The 21,651-nt window shown below is 38.3% G+C and carries 16 protein-coding genes; 4 read left to right on the forward strand and 12 right to left on the reverse strand.

Annotated elements, in window-relative coordinates; genetic code table 11:
• Positions 1-64: 64 nt before the first annotated feature.
• From DWZ63_RS14630 to DWZ63_RS14640, 3 genes are all read right to left on the reverse strand, one after another.
• Positions 65-613 carry a hypothetical protein gene (locus DWZ63_RS14630; protein ID WP_118500280.1) on the reverse strand — a complete coding sequence of 183 codons (549 nt, stop codon included), beginning with the start codon at positions 611-613 and terminating at the stop codon, positions 65-67.
• Positions 614-830: 217 nt separating this feature from the next.
• Positions 831-2,306 carry a class I SAM-dependent DNA methyltransferase gene (locus tag DWZ63_RS14635; RefSeq protein ID WP_118500281.1) on the reverse strand — a complete coding sequence of 492 codons (1,476 nt, stop codon included), beginning with the start codon at positions 2,304-2,306 and terminating at the stop codon, positions 831-833.
• A 289-nt stretch (positions 2,307-2,595) separates the two neighbouring features.
• The gene (locus DWZ63_RS14640) at positions 2,596-3,237 is read right to left on the reverse strand and encodes a hypothetical protein (RefSeq protein ID WP_118500282.1); all 642 of its coding nucleotides are present in this window, start codon (positions 3,235-3,237) and stop codon (positions 2,596-2,598) included.
• A 60-nt stretch (positions 3,238-3,297) separates the two neighbouring features.
• Between DWZ63_RS14640 and DWZ63_RS14645 the strand changes: the two genes are divergently transcribed.
• Positions 3,298-3,732 (forward strand): ImmA/IrrE family metallo-endopeptidase, encoded by a 435-nt coding sequence (locus DWZ63_RS14645; RefSeq protein WP_118500283.1) that lies wholly within the window; start codon positions 3,298-3,300, stop codon positions 3,730-3,732.
• A gap of 269 nt (positions 3,733-4,001) precedes the next feature.
• Here DWZ63_RS14645 and ppdK read toward each other — a convergent pair whose 3' ends face one another.
• Both ppdK and DWZ63_RS14655 read right to left on the reverse strand, forming a co-directional pair.
• Positions 4,002-6,647: a pyruvate, phosphate dikinase gene (gene ppdK, locus DWZ63_RS14650; protein WP_055946530.1), complete on the reverse strand. Its 2,646-nt coding sequence runs from the start codon at positions 6,645-6,647 to the stop codon at positions 4,002-4,004.
• A gap of 369 nt (positions 6,648-7,016) precedes the next feature.
• Positions 7,017-10,052 (reverse strand): glycoside hydrolase family 3 C-terminal domain-containing protein, encoded by a 3,036-nt coding sequence (locus DWZ63_RS14655; RefSeq protein ID WP_182431547.1) that lies wholly within the window; start codon positions 10,050-10,052, stop codon positions 7,017-7,019.
• Between the two features lie 289 nt (positions 10,053-10,341).
• Between DWZ63_RS14655 and DWZ63_RS14660 the strand changes: the two genes are divergently transcribed.
• The gene (locus DWZ63_RS14660; protein ID WP_118500285.1) at positions 10,342-11,337 is read left to right on the forward strand and encodes an ABC transporter substrate-binding protein; all 996 of its coding nucleotides are present in this window, start codon (positions 10,342-10,344) and stop codon (positions 11,335-11,337) included.
• Between the two features lie 165 nt (positions 11,338-11,502).
• Here DWZ63_RS14660 and DWZ63_RS14665 read toward each other — a convergent pair whose 3' ends face one another.
• Genes DWZ63_RS14665 through DWZ63_RS14675 form a run of 3 tightly spaced genes read right to left on the reverse strand, consistent with a single transcriptional unit; the run spans position 11,503 to position 16,378 of the window.
• Positions 11,503-13,158 (reverse strand): putative manganese-dependent inorganic diphosphatase, encoded by a 1,656-nt coding sequence (locus tag DWZ63_RS14665; protein ID WP_055946521.1) that lies wholly within the window; start codon positions 13,156-13,158, stop codon positions 11,503-11,505.
• A gap of 24 nt (positions 13,159-13,182) precedes the next feature.
• The gene (locus DWZ63_RS14670) at positions 13,183-15,582 is read right to left on the reverse strand and encodes a hypothetical protein (RefSeq protein WP_118500286.1); all 2,400 of its coding nucleotides are present in this window, start codon (positions 15,580-15,582) and stop codon (positions 13,183-13,185) included.
• 1 nt (position 15,583) lies between these two features.
• Positions 15,584-16,378 (reverse strand): nitrilase-related carbon-nitrogen hydrolase, encoded by a 795-nt coding sequence (locus DWZ63_RS14675; RefSeq protein ID WP_118500287.1) that lies wholly within the window; start codon positions 16,376-16,378, stop codon positions 15,584-15,586.
• A 248-nt stretch (positions 16,379-16,626) separates the two neighbouring features.
• Here DWZ63_RS14675 and DWZ63_RS14680 point away from each other — a divergent pair, with 248 nt between their 5' ends.
• Together DWZ63_RS14680 and DWZ63_RS14685 are read left to right on the forward strand one after the other, a co-directional pair.
• Positions 16,627-17,265 carry a DUF4867 family protein gene (locus tag DWZ63_RS14680; protein WP_118500288.1) on the forward strand — a complete coding sequence of 213 codons (639 nt, stop codon included), beginning with the start codon at positions 16,627-16,629 and terminating at the stop codon, positions 17,263-17,265.
• A gap of 134 nt (positions 17,266-17,399) precedes the next feature.
• The gene (locus DWZ63_RS14685) at positions 17,400-18,905 is read left to right on the forward strand and encodes an RsmF rRNA methyltransferase first C-terminal domain-containing protein (RefSeq protein WP_118500289.1); all 1,506 of its coding nucleotides are present in this window, start codon (positions 17,400-17,402) and stop codon (positions 18,903-18,905) included.
• Positions 18,906-19,027: 122 nt separating this feature from the next.
• On the opposite strand, the gene DWZ63_RS16265 is transcribed toward DWZ63_RS14685, so the two are convergent.
• From DWZ63_RS16265 to DWZ63_RS15835, 4 genes are all read right to left on the reverse strand, one after another.
• Positions 19,028-19,771 (reverse strand): lytic transglycosylase domain-containing protein, encoded by a 744-nt coding sequence (locus tag DWZ63_RS16265; RefSeq protein ID WP_347474881.1) that lies wholly within the window; start codon positions 19,769-19,771, stop codon positions 19,028-19,030.
• Positions 19,755-20,021: a hypothetical protein gene (locus tag DWZ63_RS14695; protein ID WP_022014173.1), complete on the reverse strand. Its 267-nt coding sequence runs from the start codon at positions 20,019-20,021 to the stop codon at positions 19,755-19,757. The genes DWZ63_RS16265 and DWZ63_RS14695 overlap by 17 nt, the downstream gene beginning before the upstream one ends.
• Positions 20,022-20,244: 223 nt before the next feature.
• Positions 20,245-20,955, reverse strand: a complete 711-nt coding sequence (locus tag DWZ63_RS14700; RefSeq protein WP_118500290.1) for a peptidylprolyl isomerase — start codon at positions 20,953-20,955, stop codon at positions 20,245-20,247.
• Between the two features lie 129 nt (positions 20,956-21,084).
• Entirely contained in the window at positions 21,085-21,234 is a 150-nt protein-coding gene (locus DWZ63_RS15835; protein WP_022014176.1) for a hypothetical protein, read from the reverse strand.
• Positions 21,235-21,651: the final 417 nt, after the last annotated feature.

Below are 21,651 nucleotides of genomic sequence, written 5' to 3' on the forward strand. Positions count from 1 at the left end.
ATCAAATCATTCAGCCTTTCTATACCTCATCTTCTTGACTTTCAGTCAAGAAGCATCCCTCGCTTTACGCTCGCTTATAAATAATTGGTTCATCATATCCAAAAGTTCTTTTTCCGTTAATTTCCATGCTTTCAGATACTTCCAGGCAGCTATCGGAAAACTTTTCCCATAGCTTAAACATCATTACCGGAGTAAACTGGCTTATACTGCCTCCTTCCCAGATTCCATCCTTTTCATGATAGAGCACAGGAGTAAATTTTTCGGATTTTTTCAATTCAGTGTAATCAACATTTTTCATAGAACCATATGAAAATGTACTCTTATCTTCTCCTTCAGGTATTTCATAAGAAGACAGTACAATTCCATCTTCCCTCTCTGTAATAAGGAAAAGATGCGGGGAAGCATGGCGTTTCCCATTTGTCTCATAGTAGCTTTCCTCAACAATAAATTTACCATTAAAATCTTTAGGAAGGTTCAAAATTTTTCCATTACAGATTGTATTAATGTGTTCTGCATAAGGATATATTTTACCTTCTTTCTGCATCTTATCAAATTGCTCTTTGTTATTAAAGTGTCCGGTCATCATGTCAACAAAATTATCGAGTTTCCTCATGTTTTTTACCTCCAAATTTCGATTATTAAGTTTATTTTTTCATTCAACAATAAATCTCTAAGAAACAATTCAAGTTACTCAGTAGTTTCGTGAATACCTTTTTGAACAGTTGCACCATCAAGTACCCATTCTTTTTTGTAACATTGTAATCTCTTATCTGTCCTGCATATTTGTATATTCCCTAAATGGGTCTTTGTCCATATTCGTCCCCCCTCCATCACAACTCTAACAACTTTTTCAATTCTGACATTTCTTTCTGAATTTCACTCTCTATCTTTTCAATTTTCCCAAAAATCACATCCGTCGGCTCATATTCAACCGGTTCATACACTATTTCCTTATACTTATTGATGGAAAGGTCATATCCATTAGCTTTTATTTCGTCAAAGTCAACCATAAAACTTCGCTCGGTTCTCTCCCTCTCTGTTTCCCCTTCAAGATTTTTAAATCTGTCAATTATATCCGGAATGTCATTTTCGCTCACTTCCTGTCTCTTATCGTCAAGACTGTAACCGTCGGCTTTCATATCGTAAAACCAGACTTTGTCTGTTCCGCCCGAACCAGTCTTTGTAAATATCAATATCGCAGTTGACACTCCTGCATATGGCTTAAACACACCGCTTGGCATAGAGATAACTGCATCCAGTTTATTATTTTCTATAATTTCTTTTCTTATCTGTTTATGTGCTTTACTGCTGCCAAACAACACTCCATCCGGCACGATAACGGCTGCCCGTCCGCCCTTTTTTAGTATTCTCAAAAACAATGCCAAAAATAATAACTCTGTTTTCTTTGTTTTTGTTACCTTTAACAAATCTGCCGAAACAGCTTCATAATCCAAACTTCCCTTAAATGGTGGATTTGCCAGTACAAGTGAATACTTTTCAACATCCTTATTTTGCTCGGATAAACTATCCCTATAAGAAATATTAGGATTGTCCACTCCGTGAAGAAGCATATTCATCGCTCCGATGCGGAGCATTGTTCTATCCATGTCATTTCCATAAAACATATGATTAGCAAAATGTTCCTTAAATGCTTCATCATAAAATGACTCCTCATGATACTTTCGCAGGTACTCCTGTGCTTCTATCAAAAATCCTGCTGAACCCATTGCCGGGTCGATTATCACATCATCCGGATTTGGCTGTACTAATTCCACCATCATCTTAATTATATGACGCGGAGTTCTAAACTGTCCGTTAGTTCCTGCCGTTGCAACTTTTGACAAAAGATACTCATATAAATCTCCCTTTGAGTCAGTGTCGGTATCTTTTTCGTCACCAATTCCGAGATTGTCAATTCCATCAACGATTTTTGAAAGCATTGCCGCCGTCGGTATCTTGAATATTGCATCACCCATATATTTAGAATATGCCGACTCGCCATCCTGATGCAGATTTTTAATAAACGGAAATACACCGTTCAACACAAGGTCATACATTTCATCGGCAGAGCCTAAATTTTTAAACTTGCTCCACCTGTATTTCTGGCAATCCCCCGGAAACATGGACTCATATTCAAATCCCAGAAAATTTGCCTCATTTTCCTTAGTTGTCTCTACATCATCCAACTGCTTTATAAACAACAGATATGTAAATTGCTCAATAACATCAAGCGGATTTGTAATACCACCCGTCCAAAATATCTCCCATATTTTATCTATTTTATTCTTAAGTTCGCCTGTTATCATTTTCATCCTCCACAGTTTATTTGTTAATTATACAACTTCAATTTTATGCCAAGCTAACAGATTATGTTTATTATATCTTCTTTACTTTCATTACTATAACTTGACAAAGTATTATATTTCACATTATATTCTAACAGGCATTTTGTTTCAATGAGAAAATTTGTATCAACTTTATATTTGCAATCAGTTCTGCTGCTTCTTTGACAATATTAAAATATTCAAAATTCTACTATTTATACTTAATATACAAACAGTAACAGAGCAGCTTTCCGTCTATTTTCCCTCTCTTTTATCTGATTGAATGTCTTTTTAAAAAAGGCGGTATCTGTATAACTTCCGTATCATCTCTTTTAGGTGCGATATTGTTACGGTTCGGATTATCCATGTGCTCTCCTAATGCCGTATGTCTTACTTCCTTTTCCGGCATACCTGTTGCAAAAAGTGATACAACAATTTTATCACTCTCTTCTTCTGACACTGTTCCCCATATAATGTTTACTTCTTCTCCTGCAAGTTCTCTTATATAATTCAGAGCATCGTCTAAATCTTTAAGGCAAATCTGTCCGCTTGTATTTATCAAAATATTTTCTGCTCCTGCAATATCTGTCTCCAGCAACGGACAGTTTACCGCCTGTTTTACTGCTTCTATAATTGCCCCGTCATGTTCAACAGTTCCTATTCCAAAATGACCTTTTCCCTTATTTTCTAAGGTTGTTTTAACATCGTTATAATCAATATTAATATTTCCACAATTATAAACAATATTTGAAATTCCACAAATTGTATCTTTCAATACAGAGTCCGCCAATTCAAACGCATCACATAATGTGAGGGACTTTTCCGAAATAGAAAGAAGCTTTTCATTAGGAATAACCAACAGCGTATCAACATTTTCCCTCAGTTTATTTATTCCTCCCTGTGCCACCACCATTCGTGGCTTATTCTCAAATAGCAAGCTATAAATATAAAAAATATAAACACAGGGGGATTTATGAAAGCACAGGATATAATTGAAATGGCTAGGTCAATCAAGAAAAATTGGAAAATCAATGACCCATACGAAATAGCCACACGACTTGGTATTTCAGTAATTCATACAAATTCATGCGTAAAAGATTTTACTGCACATACTATTAAAATGCCAGGATACCCAACTACAATATCAATCAATAACAAATACAGTGAAAAAGCTAAAAAAATATTATGTGCACATGAACTGGGTCATGCGTTATTACATGAACAGTGCATAAATTATTTTGCCACGACAAGTTCTAATGTTATGACTAATATTGAATTTGAAGCAAATCTTTTTGCTGTTGCACTTCTGGCAGACAAAGACATTAACATGAAACTATCTATTCCCCTTGAAAAAATGAATAATTATCTCTTAAAAACAATAATGGATTATAATATAAGCACGAATTAATCTTATGTGCAAATACTATAATCCAAAAAACTCCACAATTTTTACAACTTATCAATATTTCAAAAAAATAGTATCAAATACCTATTTTTATAATTGCTAAACACATCAATACTGTAATCAGTCAGTTTTCATACACTCCTCCCCAAAATACTTATCCCTGAAAATAAAAAGACCGCCAGCACACTAATCTTAGTGCATTGACGGTCTATGTTGTTTAATCACTATATTTTGTAGAATATCTCTACGAAAATCTACTTTTTCAGCTATAATTATTTAGCTGCTTTCTCAGCGATAGCTGCCTGTGCTGCTGCAAGTCTTGCGATAGGCACACGGAATGGTGAGCATGACACATAGTCAAGACCAATCTTATGGCAGAACTCAACTGATGAAGGATCTCCACCGTGCTCACCACAGATACCGCAGTGAAGTGATGGACGAACTTTCTTTCCTTTTTCTACAGCCATTTCCATAAGCTGACCAACACCTGTCTGGTCAAGTTTTGCAAATGGATCGCTCTCGAAAATCTTAGCATCATAGTAAGCATCAAGGAACTTACCTGCATCATCACGAGAGAAACCGAATGTCATCTGTGTTAAGTCGTTTGTACCGAAGCAGAAGAACTCAGCCTCTTTAGCAATCTCATCAGCTGTAAGTGCAGCTCTTGGAATCTCGATCATTGTACCAACTTCGTACTTCATATCGATGCCTGCTGCTGCGATTTCAGCGTCTGCTGTCTCAACAACAACCTTCTTGACATACTTAAGCTCTTTAACCTCTCCAACAAGTGGAATCATGATTTCAGGCTCTACTGTCCAGTCTGGATGTTTCTTCTTTACATTGATTGCTGCACGGATAACTGCTGCTGTCTGCATCTTAGCAATTTCAGGATATGTTACTGCAAGACGGCATCCACGATGTCCCATCATAGGGTTGAACTCGTGAAGTGAATCAATGATAGCTTTGATTTCTTCTACGCTCTTATTCTTAGCCTTTGCTAACTTCTCGATGTCAGCTTCCTCTGTAGGAACGAACTCATGAAGTGGTGGGTCTAAGAAACGGATTGTTACAGGATTTCCTTCAAGTGCCTCATAGAGAGCCTCGAAGTCTCCCTGCTGGTAAGGAAGAATCTTAGCAAGTGCTTCTTCTCTTTCTTCTACTGTATCTGAGCAAATCATCTCACGGAATGCAGCAATTCTGTCTTCCTCAAAGAACATATGCTCTGTACGGCAAAGTCCGATACCTTCAGCACCAAGCTCACGAGCTTTCTTAGCATCTGCAGGAGTATCAGCGTTTGTACGAACTTTAAGTGTTCTGTACTTGTCAGCCCAAGCCATAACACGTCCGAACTCACCGGCAATTGTTGCATCTACAGTTGGGATAAGACCGTCATAGATGTTACCTGTTGTACCATCAATAGAAATCTCAGAACCCTCTGTATATGTCTTTCCTGCTAATTCAAATTTCTTGTTCTCTTCGTCCATAACGATGTCGCCACATCCTGATACACAGCAAGTACCCATACCACGAGCAACTACGGCTGCGTGAGATGTCATACCACCACGAACTGTGAGGATACCCTGTGCACTCTTCATACCTGTAATATCTTCCGGAGATGTCTCAAGACGAACAAGTACAACTTTCTCACCACGCTCAGCCCACTCTACAGCATCTTCTGCTGTGAATACGACTTTACCGCAAGCAGCTCCAGGAGAAGCACCAAGTCCTTTTCCGATTGGAGTAGCTTTCTTTAACTCAGCAGCATCGAACTGTGGGTGAAGAAGTGTATCAAGGTTACGAGGATCGATCATAGCAACTGCTTCTTCTTCTGTCTTATGTCCTTCATCAACAAGGTCACAAGCAATCTTTAATGCAGCAGGAGCTGTTCTCTTACCGTTACGGCACTGAAGCATATAAAGCTTCTTGTTTTCAACTGTGAACTCCATATCCTGCATATCGTGGTAGTGATTTTCAAGTGTATCACAAACCTTAACGAACTCAGCATATGCTTCTGGGAATTCCTGCTCCATCTGAGCGATTGGCATTGGTGTACGAACACCGGCAACTACGTCCTCGCCCTGTGCGTTGATAAGGAACTCACCCATAAGTTTGTTCTCACCTGTTGCAGGGTCACGAGTAAATGCAACACCTGTACCAGATTCATTGTTTAAGTTACCGAATACCATAGGCATTACGTTAACTGCAGTTCCCCATGAGTAAGGGATGTCGTTGTCACGACGATATACGTTTGCACGAGGGTTGTCCCATGAACGGAATACAGCCTCTACAGCAAGTTTCATCTGCTCTACAGGGTCAGAAGGGAAGTCTGTTCCTAACTGATTTTTGTACTCAGCCTTGAACTGCTCTGCAAGAGTCTTAAGATCCTGTGCTGTAAGATCTACATCATACTTAACACCTTTTTCTTCTTTCATCTTGTCGATGAGCTGCTCGAAGTATTTCTTACCAACTTCCATAACTACATCTGAGAACATCTGGATAAAACGTCTGTATGAGTCATATACGAAACGCTCAAATGTTGGGTCCGGGTTTCCTTTGATCATTGTAGCTACAACATCGTCATTCAAACCGAGGTTAAGGATTGTATCCATCATACCAGGCATTGAAGCACGAGCACCTGAACGAACTGAAACTAATAATGGATTTTCAGAATCTCCGAATTTCTTTCCGTTGATTTCTTCCATCTTTTTAACGCCATCCATGATCTGAGCCATGATCTCGTCGTTAATCTGACGTCCATCTTCATAGTACTGTGTACAAGCTTCTGTAGTTACTGTAAATCCCTGTGGTACAGGAAGACCGATATTTGTCATCTCTGCAAGGTTAGCACCCTTACCACCGAGTAAGTTACGCATGGTCATGTCGCCTTCGCTAAACATATATACCCATTTGTTTGCCATTGTAAAGTTACCTCCTAAATATGAATAAATAATTGTCTGCGATATAAATCGCATTGCAACCGCCATCATTTCAAAATGAAAATCCGGCACAAAACTGACTTCATGTCAGATATATCTGTATCTCCTGCCAGGCAGGAAACGGCACACTCCTCAAATCAAGGACTGTACTCATGTCACTCGATAAACACGACATTTTCCGTTCCGCATGAAGCCGCTACCCATAGTATAACATATAAAATCAAAATGTAAAAATCTTTTTTTACAAAAAACTAAAAAATTTGTAACAGTTCCACCATAAAAAGATATTTGGCGGAATAGCCTTTCAAATATATGAAGTAAACATAAGCTGCGAATCAGCGTCTAACAACTTCAGATCATCTTAAAACTACAAACCCTTATATATCCTCTCATTTTAAGTTTTAACTCAAACTCCCCATCAGGAATCTTATTGCCATCGAGTTCTATATCATATTTCTTAAAGTCCGTTTTTCTTCCAAATGCTGCCCACGGCATCTTTTTGTCCGTCCTGAATGCCGCTGTACCTATTTCGCTGTGTATATCAGTGGTTTTTGTCTGTCCTTTTACAAAGCATCCGATTTTTTCATCATTTGCAAAAGCTTCGACCACACCATCATCCTCTATAGATGCCAGTATTTCGAGAGAATATTTCTCCGGCTTAAACGAACAGGCTTTCTTAACACACACATTTCTATATGAAATTTCACCATCCGTTTTATTATCCAGTGTGCATACTGCATCAAATCCGTTTATTCCCTCATACAGATAAATATTCTCATATTTATCATAATGGTTTGCTTTTATCGTCTGCCATGCATCTCTTGAACTTCTTGCCGTTCCTTTTATATTTACAGATTTTTTTAAATAAATATCACGGCTTGACGAACCTGCCTGAATTTCATATTCTCCGTCTTCAAGGATAAATCTTTCATCAGCCACATCATAATATTTGAGGTCGCCTATTTTTATTTCAAGCCTGACTGTTCTTCTCTCTCCAGATGCAAGCTCTTTTACTCGCTCAAATGCCTTTAATTCTCTTATTGCCCTCTTAACTGCCGAGCCTTTCTTCGTCACATAAATCTGTACAACCTCATCCGTCACATATTTCCCAGTATTTTCGACTTCAACGGTCACTGCAATCTTTGTGTAATCTTTTATTTCTGCCGTCATGTCAAGGTATCTCACCTCGGAATATGTTTTTCCATATCCAAAAGGGTAAAGCACTTCATCGTCATAATAAGCATAAGTTCTCGGATGAGCTATTATATCGTAATCTTCTTTAGGCGGAAGTTTTGCAAGCTCCTTATACCATGTCGTACTGAGTCTTCCCGCCGGACTTACCTTTCCAAAAATATTGTCAGCTATAGCTGTTCCAAGTTCCATACATCCTGACGCCGATAATAATATTGATTTGATATGCTCTTTTGCCCATGATATATCAAATGCGACATTACTTATAAGCACTATAATGACATTTTGATTGGCTTCATATACCGCTTCAAGAAGCTCCTGCTGATATGCCGGAAAATCAATATCCTCTCTGTCTACATCCTCTTTACAGGTAATCATTGGATCTCCTCCGAGGAAAAGTATCGGATATTTTACTTTTTTTGCAAGTTTTATCGCTTTTTCAATACCATCCGAAACAAGTTCAAAGTCAAAATGGCTTACTGTTTCACAGCCATCGCATTTTTCTGTTTTTTGTAATGCACTTTCCACGCATAGTTTTCCATTTTCATCTATATATAATGTCTCATCATTCCAGCTTGTCACTCCACACGAAACAGAACTGTTAAAAATAATCTGTCTGTTCTCATTTTGTGAAACCTTTGTCTCCTCCGCTTCTTTTTTTGAAAGTTCTCCATCAGATTCTGATATTTTAAAAGCTTCTTTTACGAACCAGCCAAACGCTCTCTCTTTACAGGCACATATATCTCCACTTTCACCGCCATTAATATCATCCCTCACCGACAAAAATTTTCCTTTTGAACAGCTTTTCAGGGTAAACTGCTTTTTATCCCATTGTTCAACTTCAAATATTTCAGCATTTTTTTCATCTACAATGACAAGTCTGTCCTCTTTGTCCAGTCCGAGATATTTTCCGTCTGCCTTTATCTTAAATCTGCACAATCCTTTTTCAAAAGAAGTGTCCGTATATTTTTTTATTCCATCAAGTCCCGTCACATAATATGGTGGAAGTCCGGAATACCAGTCAAGCTGCCACACATCTGCAAGAGGTCCGATTACACCTATATTTCCAATCGCATCTCTTTTATCAATAGGCAGCAGACCATTTTTATTTTCAAGAAGTACAACCGACTCCTGTCCCATCTTCAGTGCAGTTTCCTGATTTTTCTTTGTACTGACATCTTCAATAGTAATCTGCGAATATGGATTGTCACCGTAGGCATCAAAGAGTCCAAGCCTTATCATTGTGCCAAAACGATTTCTGACCGCCTCGTCTATATCTTTCATTTCAATCAGACCGAGGGCATATGCTTCTCTTACTGCATCCTCCATCTTTTCCCTGTTATCAGAAAAACTGTCAACACCTGCTTTAATTCCTGCTGCCACAGTCTGTGCATCCGTGCCAAAATACTCATGCTGGTTTACCGTCTGAAGCACATCACCACCATCCGTCACCACATGATGAAGTCCCCACCTGTCTTTTGCATAATCCTTAATATCACGCATAACCATACATGGTACACCGTTTATCTCGTTATATGCCGTCATCATAGCTTCCGCACCATGCTCTTTTATAATTCTTCTGAAAGGCTCATGATAATATTCGTGTTTATTTCTTGGATCTATTGACGATGAAGTAAATGTCCTGTCCTCCTCAACATTATTAGCATAAAAATGTTTTAAAGTCGCAGCACATCTCAGATAGAAATCGTCATCTCCCTGCATTCCCTCAACATATGCACCTGCAAGTCTCCCTGTCAGATAAGGGTCTTCTCCATATGCCTCCTCATTTCTTCCCCACCTCGGATCACGCTCCATATCAACCGTAGGTGCCCACACCGAAAGACTTCCACTCTTTCCTGCAGCAAAAAGACCTCTTGCTTCAATTCCTACTACTTCACCCGACTTTTTAAGCATATCCTTGTCCCATGACCTGCTCATCCCGATTGGATTAGGAAAAATTGTTGTAAAATCAGGCTCGCTCAAATCCCATCCCTGATCGTGTCTCGCCTGCACTCCGTGTGCACCCTCGCCGCCTATATTGAAAGCCCTGATACCAAGTCTGTCAATATCAGGATTAGCATTGCTCATGCAACTTATCTTCTCATCTAAAGTAAGGCTGTTAATTAGAAAATCAAGTCTTTTTTCTATATTAAGTTCATTGTCCCATAAAGGATTTTTTATCTTTTTATTAGACATATCAATCTCCATTCTCAATATGTAATTTGTTAGTTTTGTCTATATTGGCAAACCAATATTTAATATACATCTATCACTTTCAGTTCTTAATGCATTCATTTTACACTTTTATACCATAATTTTATATAAAATATTACCCCAAATATTCCCCAAAAATACACCATTTATCGGTTTATGTGTTTTTTATAAAGTTACTTTAGCAGCCTTTGTTGCATAATTTCCCATCAATTTGACTTTGCACCCCCTCTTGCCTTATAATATTTCCATTGCAATCAAAAAGGAGGACATTATGAAATTATCTAAAAAAATAGTATCTTTACTTACTGTTACCGCACTGGCAGCAAGTCTTACAGCCTGCGGAAGTTCAAATGGCAAATCAGGTTCTGACAGTTCAGGCAAAAAAACATACAAAATCGGCATCTGTCAGCTTGTGGAGCATAATGCTCTTGATGCCGCAACTAAGGGCTTTAAAAAAGCACTTACGGACAAGCTTGGAAAAGACAATGTTGAATTTGACGAACAGAACGCACAGGGCGAGTCAACTAACTGCTCTACAATTTGCAACGGTTTCGTCACAAACGGAGTAGATCTTATCATGGCAAACGCAACAGGTGCTTTACAGGCCGCTGTTTCAGCAACAAATGAAATTCCAATCGTGGGCACTTCTGTTACTGATTATGGCACTGCACTTAACATCAAAGACTGGAAAGGTACATCCGGCACAAATGTTACCGGAACTGCAGACCTTGCTCCTATCGACAAGCAGGAGGACATGATTCTTGAAATCAAACCTGATGTCAAAAAAGTCGGTATTCTTTTCTGTTCATCTGAACCAAACTCAGCATATCAGGCCAAACTTATGGAAGATGAACTTAAGAAAGATAAAATCGAATATAAAGAATATACTGCATCTGACTCAAACGAGATACAGTCTGTTACTCAGACAGCCTGTTCCGAAGTTGATGCTATCTACATTCCAACAGACAACACTATGGCTTCTGGTATTGAAACCGTCAAAAATGTTGTTATTCCTGCCGGCATTCCTGTATTTGCAGGAGAAAAAGGAATTTGTGAAGCCGGAGTCACTGCTCTTTCCATCAGTTACTACAACCTTGGTTACCAGACAGGTGAGATGGCTTATAAAATTCTTAAAGAGGGTGCTGATCCCGGAAAAATGGCTATCGAGACAGACAAAAATCCGACAAAACTTTACAACAAAGAAAACTGCGACACTTTAGGAATTAAGATTCCGGATGGATATACTGAGATGAATGAAGCTAAATAGTCACACTTCCTAAAATGTGTTTTATAAAACAATTTACCCCCATAAGCTTACATCAAAATATAAGTTTATGGGGGTATTTTTTATATGGTTTTTGCTGCTTTATATCATTCCTTGAAAATCAACTTTCATGTCAATAGACTTATCTCTTTCTATTTGTCTTTTTTATCACTCTTCCTGCAATGCCATCATCATCGCCGGTATTATCTGCTTCTTTCTAGATACCGTATTTTTAAGAATTATCGTTTCTGTATCTTTCGGCAAATGAAATGCCTCAAGTGCAAGTTCTCTCGCACCACTTCCATAATATAAAAGTTCTGTACTTGCCTGTAATATATCAGTAAGCATAAAAAACAGCATTGATACTTCATGAGCTGCCATTGCTTTTTGCATATATGGTATAAGTTTTTCTTTTATTGCTGTGAGTTCCCTGCCAGTCATCGCTGTTATCTGACCTACGCCAAATGTCTGCTCTCCCACAACAAATTTTTTGAAATCCTGATAAAATATCTCTTCCGGAGATTTTGATGACAAATCACTTCCTGCCGCAAACATTTCCATAGCATAATCTTGTGTTTTTATTCCTGCTATAGCTGCAAGTTCTTCTGCTGCCGCCTTGTCTGTCTCAGTGCAGGTAGGTGACCTGTAGACAAGCGTATCTGACAATATCGCTGAACATAGAAGTCCCGCAATTTCAGGTGTCACATCCACCTTATTTTCTTTGTACATCTGATATATAATGGTAGCTGTACATCCAAGCGGCTGATTTCTGAAGAATACCGGACCCATTGTTTCGATACTTCCTATTCGATGATGGTCTATTATCTCTAAAAGTTCAGCATCTTCTATACCATCTACTGCCTGTGACGGCTCATTGTGATCCACAAGAATAAGCTTTTTCTTTCTCGCACCAAGAAGTCTTCGTCTGGAAATCATCCCAAAGTATCTGCCATTCCAATCAAGTATTGGAAAATCCCTGTATCTTTTTTTTGCCATAACATCTCGTATATCATCAAGAAATTCACCAAGTCCAAAGGTTATAAGATTTTCACTTTTCATAAAAAACCTTATCGGTATGCTCTGATTAATAAGTCTTGATGCCGTAAATGTATCATATGGTGTCTTAATTATAAAACAGCCCTTGTCCTGTGCAAGTTTTGTTATTGTAAACGATACCGGAGCACCATCGCAAACTATTATACATTTTGCACCCATCTCAATGGCACAGAGCTGCGATTCATACCTGTTTCCCAAAATCACTATATCTCCTTTTTCAATATAGCTTTCCATAAGATCCGGATTTGCTGCTGCGATAAGACATTTGCCTGATTTTATCGTCTCATCAGGCTCTCCTGATATCATCTCTCCACCAAGTGTCTCAACAATATTCCTAAATGGAGTTCCCGCATTTGCAATAATACGGCTGTCGTAAACATCCATGTATGATTTTGCTATATCCTCGATTGTGATAAGTCCCTTTAAAAACTCGTTTTCATCTACTATCGGAAGTGTCTGAAGTGCATCTTCCCTCATAAGTTCCCACGCTTTTTTTAATGAAATGTCTTCACCGACACCTTTTACGCGTCCCACATCAATGTCGATAACCTGAGGTCTTACATCATTCATATAATCAGGTGGAAGTATTCCAAATCGCTTAAGTACAAATCTTGTCTCTGCATTTATCTGACCTGCTCTCTTAGCAACATAGTTTTCACCGGTCACCTCTCTCTTAAGCCTCGCATAAGCGATGGCTGAACAAATAGAATCCGTGTCCGGATTTATATGTCCTATGACATTTACTACTTTCTCTGAACCAAGCGGCATACAATCCCCGCCTCCTTTTCTGACTTAATCCAAATCTTCTGCCGTATATCTGTTTATATCTATTACATATTTGAATTTTTTTGCAAGTGCAGGTGCAAACCTGAACATCTGGTCAAGTGTATTTCCCTCATCTGCAAGTATTACAATAAAATCTCCATAAAATTCATCCATAAGCTCAAAAATCTTTGTGATAGTAGGAAAATAAAGATCTGCAGCACCATCTACAAGCAGGCAGCTTCCTTTAAGCTGATCCCGGCAGGCATCAAAATCCATTTGATTTAACTGCTTAGCCTGAATACAGCCTATTCTTCCTTTGCTCAAAAAACCATTTGCCTTAAGCACCTTTACGATTTTTTTAGAAACTGCTATTATCTTATCTGTATCCTCTCCAATCAAAACAAAATGTGACGGATCCTTCTCTCCGTTTATAAGTGTCAGCACATCCTTAAATGTCTTATGTAATGCCCTAGTTGTAGGTAGTTCATCTTCCGGTGTTGAATAATCATCCATGTTTGTCTCCTCCTTCTTTAATTCACTTGTATTTATTCCAAATAATTTAGCTGCTTTTTCTAATTTTATCTCTGTTTCAGACTTTATTTCATTATTAACACCAGGCTGCATCTCTGATTTATTTTCATCATTCTTTTGAATACACTCTGATTTTCCATTAATGTTTATTTCCGGCTCTGCTCCGTTGTCTAACACAGATTTTATATCAGATTTTTCACTATATTCTACATTCTTTTTAACACTTTCATCTGACAGACTATCATTATCCTGCTGCATTTCCGTCTCACGCACTTTGCTTACGATCTCATTTATAGGTTTCGTGTGTCCCCAGTCATCAGCAACCGAATCAATAATGCGTCTTTTCTTTTTCTCTCCAAAAATATTGCCTGTTATATCTTTTATATCGTTTTTTATTTCTTCCAAATCAGCCGGAGTCATCGCATCCTGTCTTGAAATAACGACATTTTCTTCTGACTCTTGAATATCTTCCGGAATTTCTGACGATGCAGCTTCACCATTTTCTGTATTTTGCTGAATCAAATCATGATTTCCATTATCAAAGTCATCTTCCATTACAACAGAATGAACTTTCAACTGTTCCCTGCGCTCTGCCTCGTATATGGCAGATATTTCCTTTGAAAGATCCTGTGTAATGCCCGTGCCCGACTGTGAATGATGCTCGTACTGAGCCTTTTCCTCCGCATATGCCTGTTTCTTTTCCATCTGCGGATTTCTGTTTTTTTTATGTGGCTGCTTTTTATTGTCATCTACAGAATCTTCTTCATACTCAGACTGCTCACTCGTATGTTGCTCCTTTGCAGCCTGATGTTTCCAACGCCCCGACAATTTCTGAAGACCATCTATGGCTTTTCTTGCCATCTGTGCACCATCGAACTCTTCTTCCTCATCTTCTCTATAATCATATAATTCATTTTCATACTCAGACTGCTCATCATTATAAGACTGTTCTGATATTTCTGAATTTAGCAAAGCATCATATTCTTCTTTTGTAAGGCTTTCCATTTTATCCCCGGAACTTTTCTCTGAATTATTATCTCCACCCATATTTAGCAATTCATCTACAGCCTCGTCTCTGCCGTACTCTGAACTTTCGTCCTCATCCTCATAATAATCGGCAAATGTATCATCAAATTTATCCTCATCATCCTCAAAGGTTGTTTTTAATGCCTTTTTAACCTTGTCTCCGATTGAATTTTCACGCCTTTGTATCACACTTTCAGATTCCACATATTCACTAAGATCCGGAAGTGAGCCGGTATCCTCAGGGTTTGGCACTTCTTTTTGTATTGTATAATCTCTATCGTCAACATAAGCAATCTGTTCATCATTATCTATACTGGCAATAAGGCGTTTTGCCCTTTCCACTATCTCACCTTTGCCAAACCAGAGTTTTATATCCTCGCACTCACTTCTGCACTCTTCAAATCTTCCTGCTTTAAAATAAAGTTTTGCAAGTTCGTATGCCCATTCTTCTATATACTCCTCTTCTTTTAATGATTCAAGAATACCGATAAGCTGTCCGACTGATGCCCCTGAAGCTTTATCTATACGATACCGTAAAATAAGTGAATCTCGCTGGCTCGAACTCATTGCCACAAATTCCTGATAATATCCCTCCGCTTCATCTAATGCATTTGTTCTTATGGCAAGATAAATAAGTCTGTATAAAACTCGTCTTGTGCGGCTTTTCTTATATATTCTTAAATAAGTATTTTTTGCAGCATCAAATTGTTCTGTTTTTGTATAAACCTCAGCAATAGCACTGAGATCACTTATACCTTTTACCTGACGCATATCAAGCGTCTTTACAACCGCAAGTGCTTTTTTATATTTACGCACCTCTATCAAATGATGAATCTGTGCGATTCTTATCGTCAATTCATATTGTCTCATCTTACTCCTCCAATAACCTGTAATAAAGATTCTCTCTTCGGTCCTTACCTATCGCAAATTTATTTCTGAGTTCCCACGCTCTGTCATCAATATCACATATAAGCATACCCTCTCTGCCTGACAGTTGTCCAAGAATATTTCCGATAGAATCTATAGCCATGCTGTCACCGCTGTAGCCAAGTCCGTCCCTGACACCAAAGCTGTTGACCCCTACAATATATGACTGCGTCTCTATTGCCCTTGCCCTGAGAAGAGTCTGCCAGTGAATACTCCTTGTCTCCGGCCACTGTGCGATTACAAACATCACATCAGACTTTTTTGCTGCTGCCTGAAATACTTCCGGAAATCTCAGGTCATAGCATACAAACAAGCTTATATTATGCCCTTTAAACGAAAAAGAAACTAATTTTTCACCGCCCTCATATACCCGACTTTCGCCGCCATATGTAAACGGGTGTATCTTTTCATATTCTGCGATTAATTTTCCCTCTCTGTCCGTAACCGAAAATATATTTTTCCCTTTTCCGCCTTTTTTGTCAGGAAGTGATGCCCATCCAAAACCTATGGCAATATTGTATTTTTTTGACAAAGTGCTCATACATGAAACCGTCTCTGAACAATCTCTCTTTTCTCCTATTTTCTCAAGATTCATAGAAAATCCGGTGAAACTCATTTCAGGAAAAATTATGATATCTGCCTTTGATTTTGCAGCTTCGCTTACCATCTTTTCTGCCTTTTGTATAGATGCTTTTTTATCTTCCCATACCATATCTGTCTGTGCAAGTGCAACTCTCATAAGACATTCCTCCCGTTTTTATCTGTCAAACACCCTGATGCTATACCTATATATTTTATAATATATTTACCAAAACAACAAAATCTCAATTTGATTATACCTTGAAAACTCTTATAAAACAAGTATAGCAGTTCGTATTTTTAAAGTGACATGATATATACTGTGTGCTATAATAACTCTGAAATCCAGATGTTTCACATCTTTATAAAAGACAAAAAAACAATTATATTTTAGGAGGATAATACATCATGAAAATTCAATCGGTTAAAGATGATGCTTTTAAGCCTTATGGACGAATCGTAGACGGTTACGATTACAAACTTCTTTTAGAAAGACTTGAGAGCGAAACTGAAAAACCTGCTGACGGAGTAATCTATGAGCCTACCTGTAAAGCACTTGAAGATACACCTGCTTTTGCACAGCTCCGTGACAACTGCTACGGTGGTATGCCTATTGAAATCGGCTATTGCAATGGTACAAACACAAAATTAAACTGTTTTGAGTATCACAGAGACAACGAGATAAATATCGCCGCTGATGATGCAATTCTCCTCGTTGCCAAGCTTCAGGATGTTGAAAACGGAATAATCGATTCAAGCAAGACAGAGGCTTTCTTATGTCCTAAGGGAACTGCCGTTGAAGTTTACTCAACAACGCTTCACTATGCACCTTGCAGTGCAAAAAAAGGCGAGGGATTCAGGGTTGCCATTGTACTCCCACGAGAAACTAACTTTGATATGCCAAATATCACAAAAGCAAATTCCGAAGATGCTTACCTTTGGGCAAAAAACAAATGGCTTATCGCACACAAAGATACGGCAGAAGCTAAAGCCGGTGCTCATATCGGCATCACCGGAGAAAACATTGATATTGCTGACTTGATTTAACTTATATTCTAATATGATGATGTTGGTGTCAAAAGGTATTCTGACTCCAACTAATGCCACGGATTGCTTCATTGCTGTGCAATTTTCGCAATCCTCACTGCATCACGATATAAATTTCAAATGGAGATTTACATATGAATTTACCTGAAGAATTTACCAGACGAATGAAATCGCTGCTTGAACCGGAGGATTTTAAAGCATTTATTGAGAGCTATTCAGATGACAAATCCTACGGACTTCGCATAAATCCGTTAAAGATAGAGTCTCAGGAAACATTACCCTTCTTTTTAAGTCCTGTTCCCTGGGCTAAAGAAGGGTTTTATGCTGTTCCTGAAGAAAAACCCGGCAGACACGCACTGCATGAAGCCGGTGCTTACTATATACAGGAACCAAGTGCAATGGCTGTTGCCGCACTTCTCGCAGAGCCTAAGGCACTTAATGTCAGGCAGACATTTCTTAATAATGATAATAAAAACACACCAAATGATAATGCAACTATTTTTACAGGAGACACCCCTCCAAAAGTTTGTGACCTCTGTGCCGCACCGGGCGGTAAATCGACACAGATTGCCGGTATGCTGGGCAATAAAGGGCTTCTCGTCTCAAACGAGATTTTCCCACAGCGTGCTAAAATCCTTTCGCAGAATATCGAAAGACTCGGTGTACCAAATGCTGTTGTATGCAATGAGACACCTGAAAACATGGCAAAATTCTTTCCATGCTTTTTTGATAAGATTGTGGTGGATGCTCCATGCTCAGGTGAAGGAATGTTTAGAAAAGACGAAACGGCAATAAAAGAATGGACTCCTGAAAATGTCACTTTATGTGCTGAAAGACAAAAGTCAATACTTACAGAAGCAGAGAAAATGCTTAAACCCGGAGGAGTTCTGGTATATTCCACCTGTACTTTTGCACCTGCTGAGGACGAAGAAATTCTTCTTTGGTTTTTACGCACATATCCTGATTTTCATGTCGAAGATTATCACGACATACTCAGTCTTGATATTTCTGACGGAAATCCCGATTTTATATCTGACGAAATGAAGCCGCTTTCTGACAACGAGATACAGTCAATACACGGTTCGCTAAGATTATGGCCGCACAAAGTCAGGGGTGAGGGACATTTTGCTGTAAGATTAAAGAAACAGGATGGAGAGCCTCCGATTCAGAAGAAGAAAAAGAAATCTTCCGGAAAAAATATCCTTTCTAAAAGTGAGCGAAAACAATTTATTGATTTTATCTCGGAATTTGTTTCTGAAACAAATGATTATGAGGACAAACGCTATGAATATTTCGGCGATGAACTTTATATGGTGCCGGAACAGATGCCGGAACTTAAAGGCATAAAACTCGTAAGAGCAGGACTTCATATTGCAACCAAGAAAAAGAACCGCTTCGAGCCTGCACACGCATTTGCAAAATATCTTAAACCAGACGATGTAAAACAGTATTACGAATGTTCATTAGAAGAAGCCGAAAAATATCTGCATGGTGATGTTTTACAAACTTCCGATGAGAGACTTTCCACTTCTAAGGGTTTTATCCTTGTATGTTACAATGGTCTTTCTCTCGGATGGGGCAAGATTACAAACGGAACAATAAAAAATCACTATCCGAAAGGACTTAGGATAAATTACTGATATATATAATATAGTGACCATCCGCAAAATAATATATCATAAATTATCAGACACAAAACACGGCAGATGCAAAGCATCCGGTTTTTGGAATTATCATCACAAAAAATGCAGCAGGTTTTCAATCAACCTACTGCATTTGCTGTTTCATATGCTTTTTTATAACTCAGTACACGGTTTACATATGTCTTACAATATGAAGGAACTCCGCCGTACCTCTTAACTGCACCGCTTCCCGCATTATATGCAGCCAGTGCATACCTGACATTTCCGTTAAATTTCTTCAAATGGGCTGCTATAAGCTTTGCCCCTCCCATTATATTCTGCTCGGCATCGTAAGGATTTTTGACTCCAAGCTCCTTAGCTGTAGATGGCATAAGCTGCATAACGCCTACTGCCCCGGCACTTGATACATCATTTGGATTAAAACCAGACTCGGCTTTCGCAACCGCTTTAAGCAGACTCTCCGACACTCCGTACTTTTTTGCAGCCTTTTTAAATATGGCATCATACTTTGTCTTTTTCATCGAGTCAACGGTTGTAGTATTTGAACTCTTACTTGTCGATGATGTTTTTGTATTGTCATCATCTGCCACATCCGTATATGTATATGTCTCACCGGTCGTAGCATTTGTGTATAATATCTTATTGCCCGAAGCCGTGTCCGTACCCTGCGTGGCACTGTTTTTTGACGATGACTCCGTATCTGTCTTATCACTATTTTCCTGTACTTTGTCAGACGCATCAGCTTTCTTTTCGCTTGACTTAAGTACAGTGCTAAAACTCTCAATCCCACTGTGACGCTTAACTCCATCATTTTTAAAGGTCGTCAATGGTTTAATCTTTAATCCTTCAACTCCGCTTATCAATTTTCTCCCCCTGTATTTCAAACAGTCTGTCTAAAGTAATATCATCTTTTACACTCTCGATACGCTCCGGCTTTATATCTACACCAAAAACGCTCGCTGTTTTTATTTTAGCATTTTTTGTGCTGCTTTTCAACGAAACTTTTGAAACTCCTATCATATCCGGTTTTCTGTATATATCTTTTTCAAACACAACAGCTTTTTTTAAGGGAATCGTTGTCGCTTTTTTCCCATTTACAGGTCTTTTAAACAAGCAATCTCCCCCTTTCACCAAACAGATATTCACGATACACTCTTCCGCTTCCCTGATAGTGTTAATATATTTATTGCCGGGTACATATAAATGCCCCCGGCAACTTAACATCATTACTTATTTACTGTGTGACAGGCAACTGATACTGCAATTTGCTGCATTGCTATCTGCTCCTGCATCATACCTACAATACAATATGTATAAATATGCCTTATTTTAAGCATCAGTCCTTAACCGTAATCTTTTCAATAACAGGCTGATTTTCCTTTTCAACCGTGCCGTTTGAATCTGTGACCGGAGTATCCTTGCATATCTTGTCCACTATATCCATCCCACTTGTAACTTTTCCAAATCCGGCATACTGACCGTCAAGATATGTGCTGTCTGACTGTACGATAAAGAACTGTGAGCTTGCACTGTCATTTTCAGATGAGCGTGCCATAGAGATAGTTCCTCTCACATGGGATATATTATTCTCAACACCATTATCACTAAACTCACCTTTAATAGTTTCATCAGAACCGCCTGTTCCATCTCCGCTCGGATCGCCACCCTGAATCATAAATCCATCTATGATACGGTGAAATGTAAGACCATCATAAAAACCTTTCTTAGCAAGGTTTACAAAGTTCGTAACCGATATAGGTGCTGTATCTGCATCAAGTTCAACTTTAATATTTCCATATTTCTTAACTTTTATAACAACATGATGCTTGCCTGAAAGCTGCTTTGTATCATCTGACGAAGAAATATCCGAGCCTGCATCTGTACTTTCTGTGCTCTCAGGAACTGCTGTTTCCTCCTGCTTTGCACTCTCTGAAGATGATGTACCTGAATTTGCATTTGATGATGTGTTACTCTTTTTAGAACCACATCCTGCAAACATACATACCACAAGTGCCATAATTGCTATAATACTAAAATATCTTTTCATGTTTCCTCTTTCCCATACGCACAATCACGGTAACGCAACTCAACCTTGCTGCCATTCACACTTGCAATGCCTCTATCAGCTATACAATCATCTTTTTTCACTCAACAGGCATATTTTTCGTTGCAAAACTTACTCTGAAATCTCGGCAGCCGAAACGCTGCTTTTAAATGAACAGCTTCCTTTTGATGAAACATTTGCCCTGACAACATTGGCAACTCCAAGAGCAATCACTAGAATTGTAAGACCTACCATAACTCTGCGTAACATTGTTTTTTCCATAAAATATGTACCTCCCATTTCGTTTTTCCCTTTATACGTTTGTCTTTGTAAGCATGGCTGAAAAACTGTCATCAGTTATACTCACAATATCATTATACTATGCATTTAACATTTTTGCAACAATTTTAATATATTGTAAGATTTTTGTAAGAAATGGGTTCGTATAAGTAAAAAGCCTGTTTTTATGCTTGATTTACTTTAGAACCTTGAAATATATTAACATATTTTTTCAATATTTCGGCTTACTTGTAAAAATTTACATTGTTTTTGTAACATTTTACACTGATAATCACTTTCTTATTGTATGCTTCATCTTATAAGAAAGAAATTATTGCAAATTGTTGCAAAATACTTAATTTACTATAAAATCCCTCCAAAACAGGCAACTGCACTTTCTGGCACAATTACCTGTTCTGT

The organism is Clostridium sp. AF34-13 (assembly GCF_003477845.1).
Lineage (GTDB): Bacteria > Bacillota > Clostridia > Lachnospirales > Lachnospiraceae > Butyribacter > Butyribacter intestini.

Bases quoted from the DNA above. Each gene is read 5' to 3' on its own strand.
- DWZ63_RS14660 (WP_118500285.1), top strand. From the start codon at position 10,342: ATGAAATTATCTAAAAAAATAGTATCTTTACTTACTGTTACCGCACTG.
- DWZ63_RS14665 (WP_055946521.1), bottom strand. From the start codon at position 13,158: ATGCCGCTTGGTTCAGAGAAAGTAGTAAATGTCATAGGACATATAAAT.
- DWZ63_RS14675 (WP_118500287.1), bottom strand. From the start codon at position 16,378: ATGAGAGTTGCACTTGCACAGACAGATATGGTATGGGAAGATAAAAAA.
- DWZ63_RS14635 (WP_118500281.1), bottom strand. From the start codon at position 2,306: ATGATAACAGGCGAACTTAAGAATAAAATAGATAAAATATGGGAGATA.
- ppdK (WP_055946530.1), bottom strand. From the start codon at position 6,647: ATGGCAAACAAATGGGTATATATGTTTAGCGAAGGCGACATGACCATG.
- DWZ63_RS14645 (WP_118500283.1), top strand. From the start codon at position 3,298: ATGAAAGCACAGGATATAATTGAAATGGCTAGGTCAATCAAGAAAAAT.
- DWZ63_RS14655 (WP_182431547.1), bottom strand. From the start codon at position 10,052: ATGTCTAATAAAAAGATAAAAAATCCTTTATGGGACAATGAACTTAAT.
- DWZ63_RS15835 (WP_022014176.1), bottom strand. From the start codon at position 21,234: ATGGAAAAAACAATGTTACGCAGAGTTATGGTAGGTCTTACAATTCTA.
- DWZ63_RS14630 (WP_118500280.1), bottom strand. From the start codon at position 613: ATGAGGAAACTCGATAATTTTGTTGACATGATGACCGGACACTTTAAT.
- DWZ63_RS14670 (WP_118500286.1), bottom strand. From the start codon at position 15,582: ATGAGACAATATGAATTGACGATAAGAATCGCACAGATTCATCATTTG.
- DWZ63_RS14680 (WP_118500288.1), top strand. From the start codon at position 16,627: ATGAAAATTCAATCGGTTAAAGATGATGCTTTTAAGCCTTATGGACGA.
- DWZ63_RS14640 (WP_118500282.1), bottom strand. From the start codon at position 3,237: ATGGTGGTGGCACAGGGAGGAATAAATAAACTGAGGGAAAATGTTGAT.
- DWZ63_RS14685 (WP_118500289.1), top strand. From the start codon at position 17,400: ATGAATTTACCTGAAGAATTTACCAGACGAATGAAATCGCTGCTTGAA.
- DWZ63_RS14700 (WP_118500290.1), bottom strand. From the start codon at position 20,955: ATGAAAAGATATTTTAGTATTATAGCAATTATGGCACTTGTGGTATGT.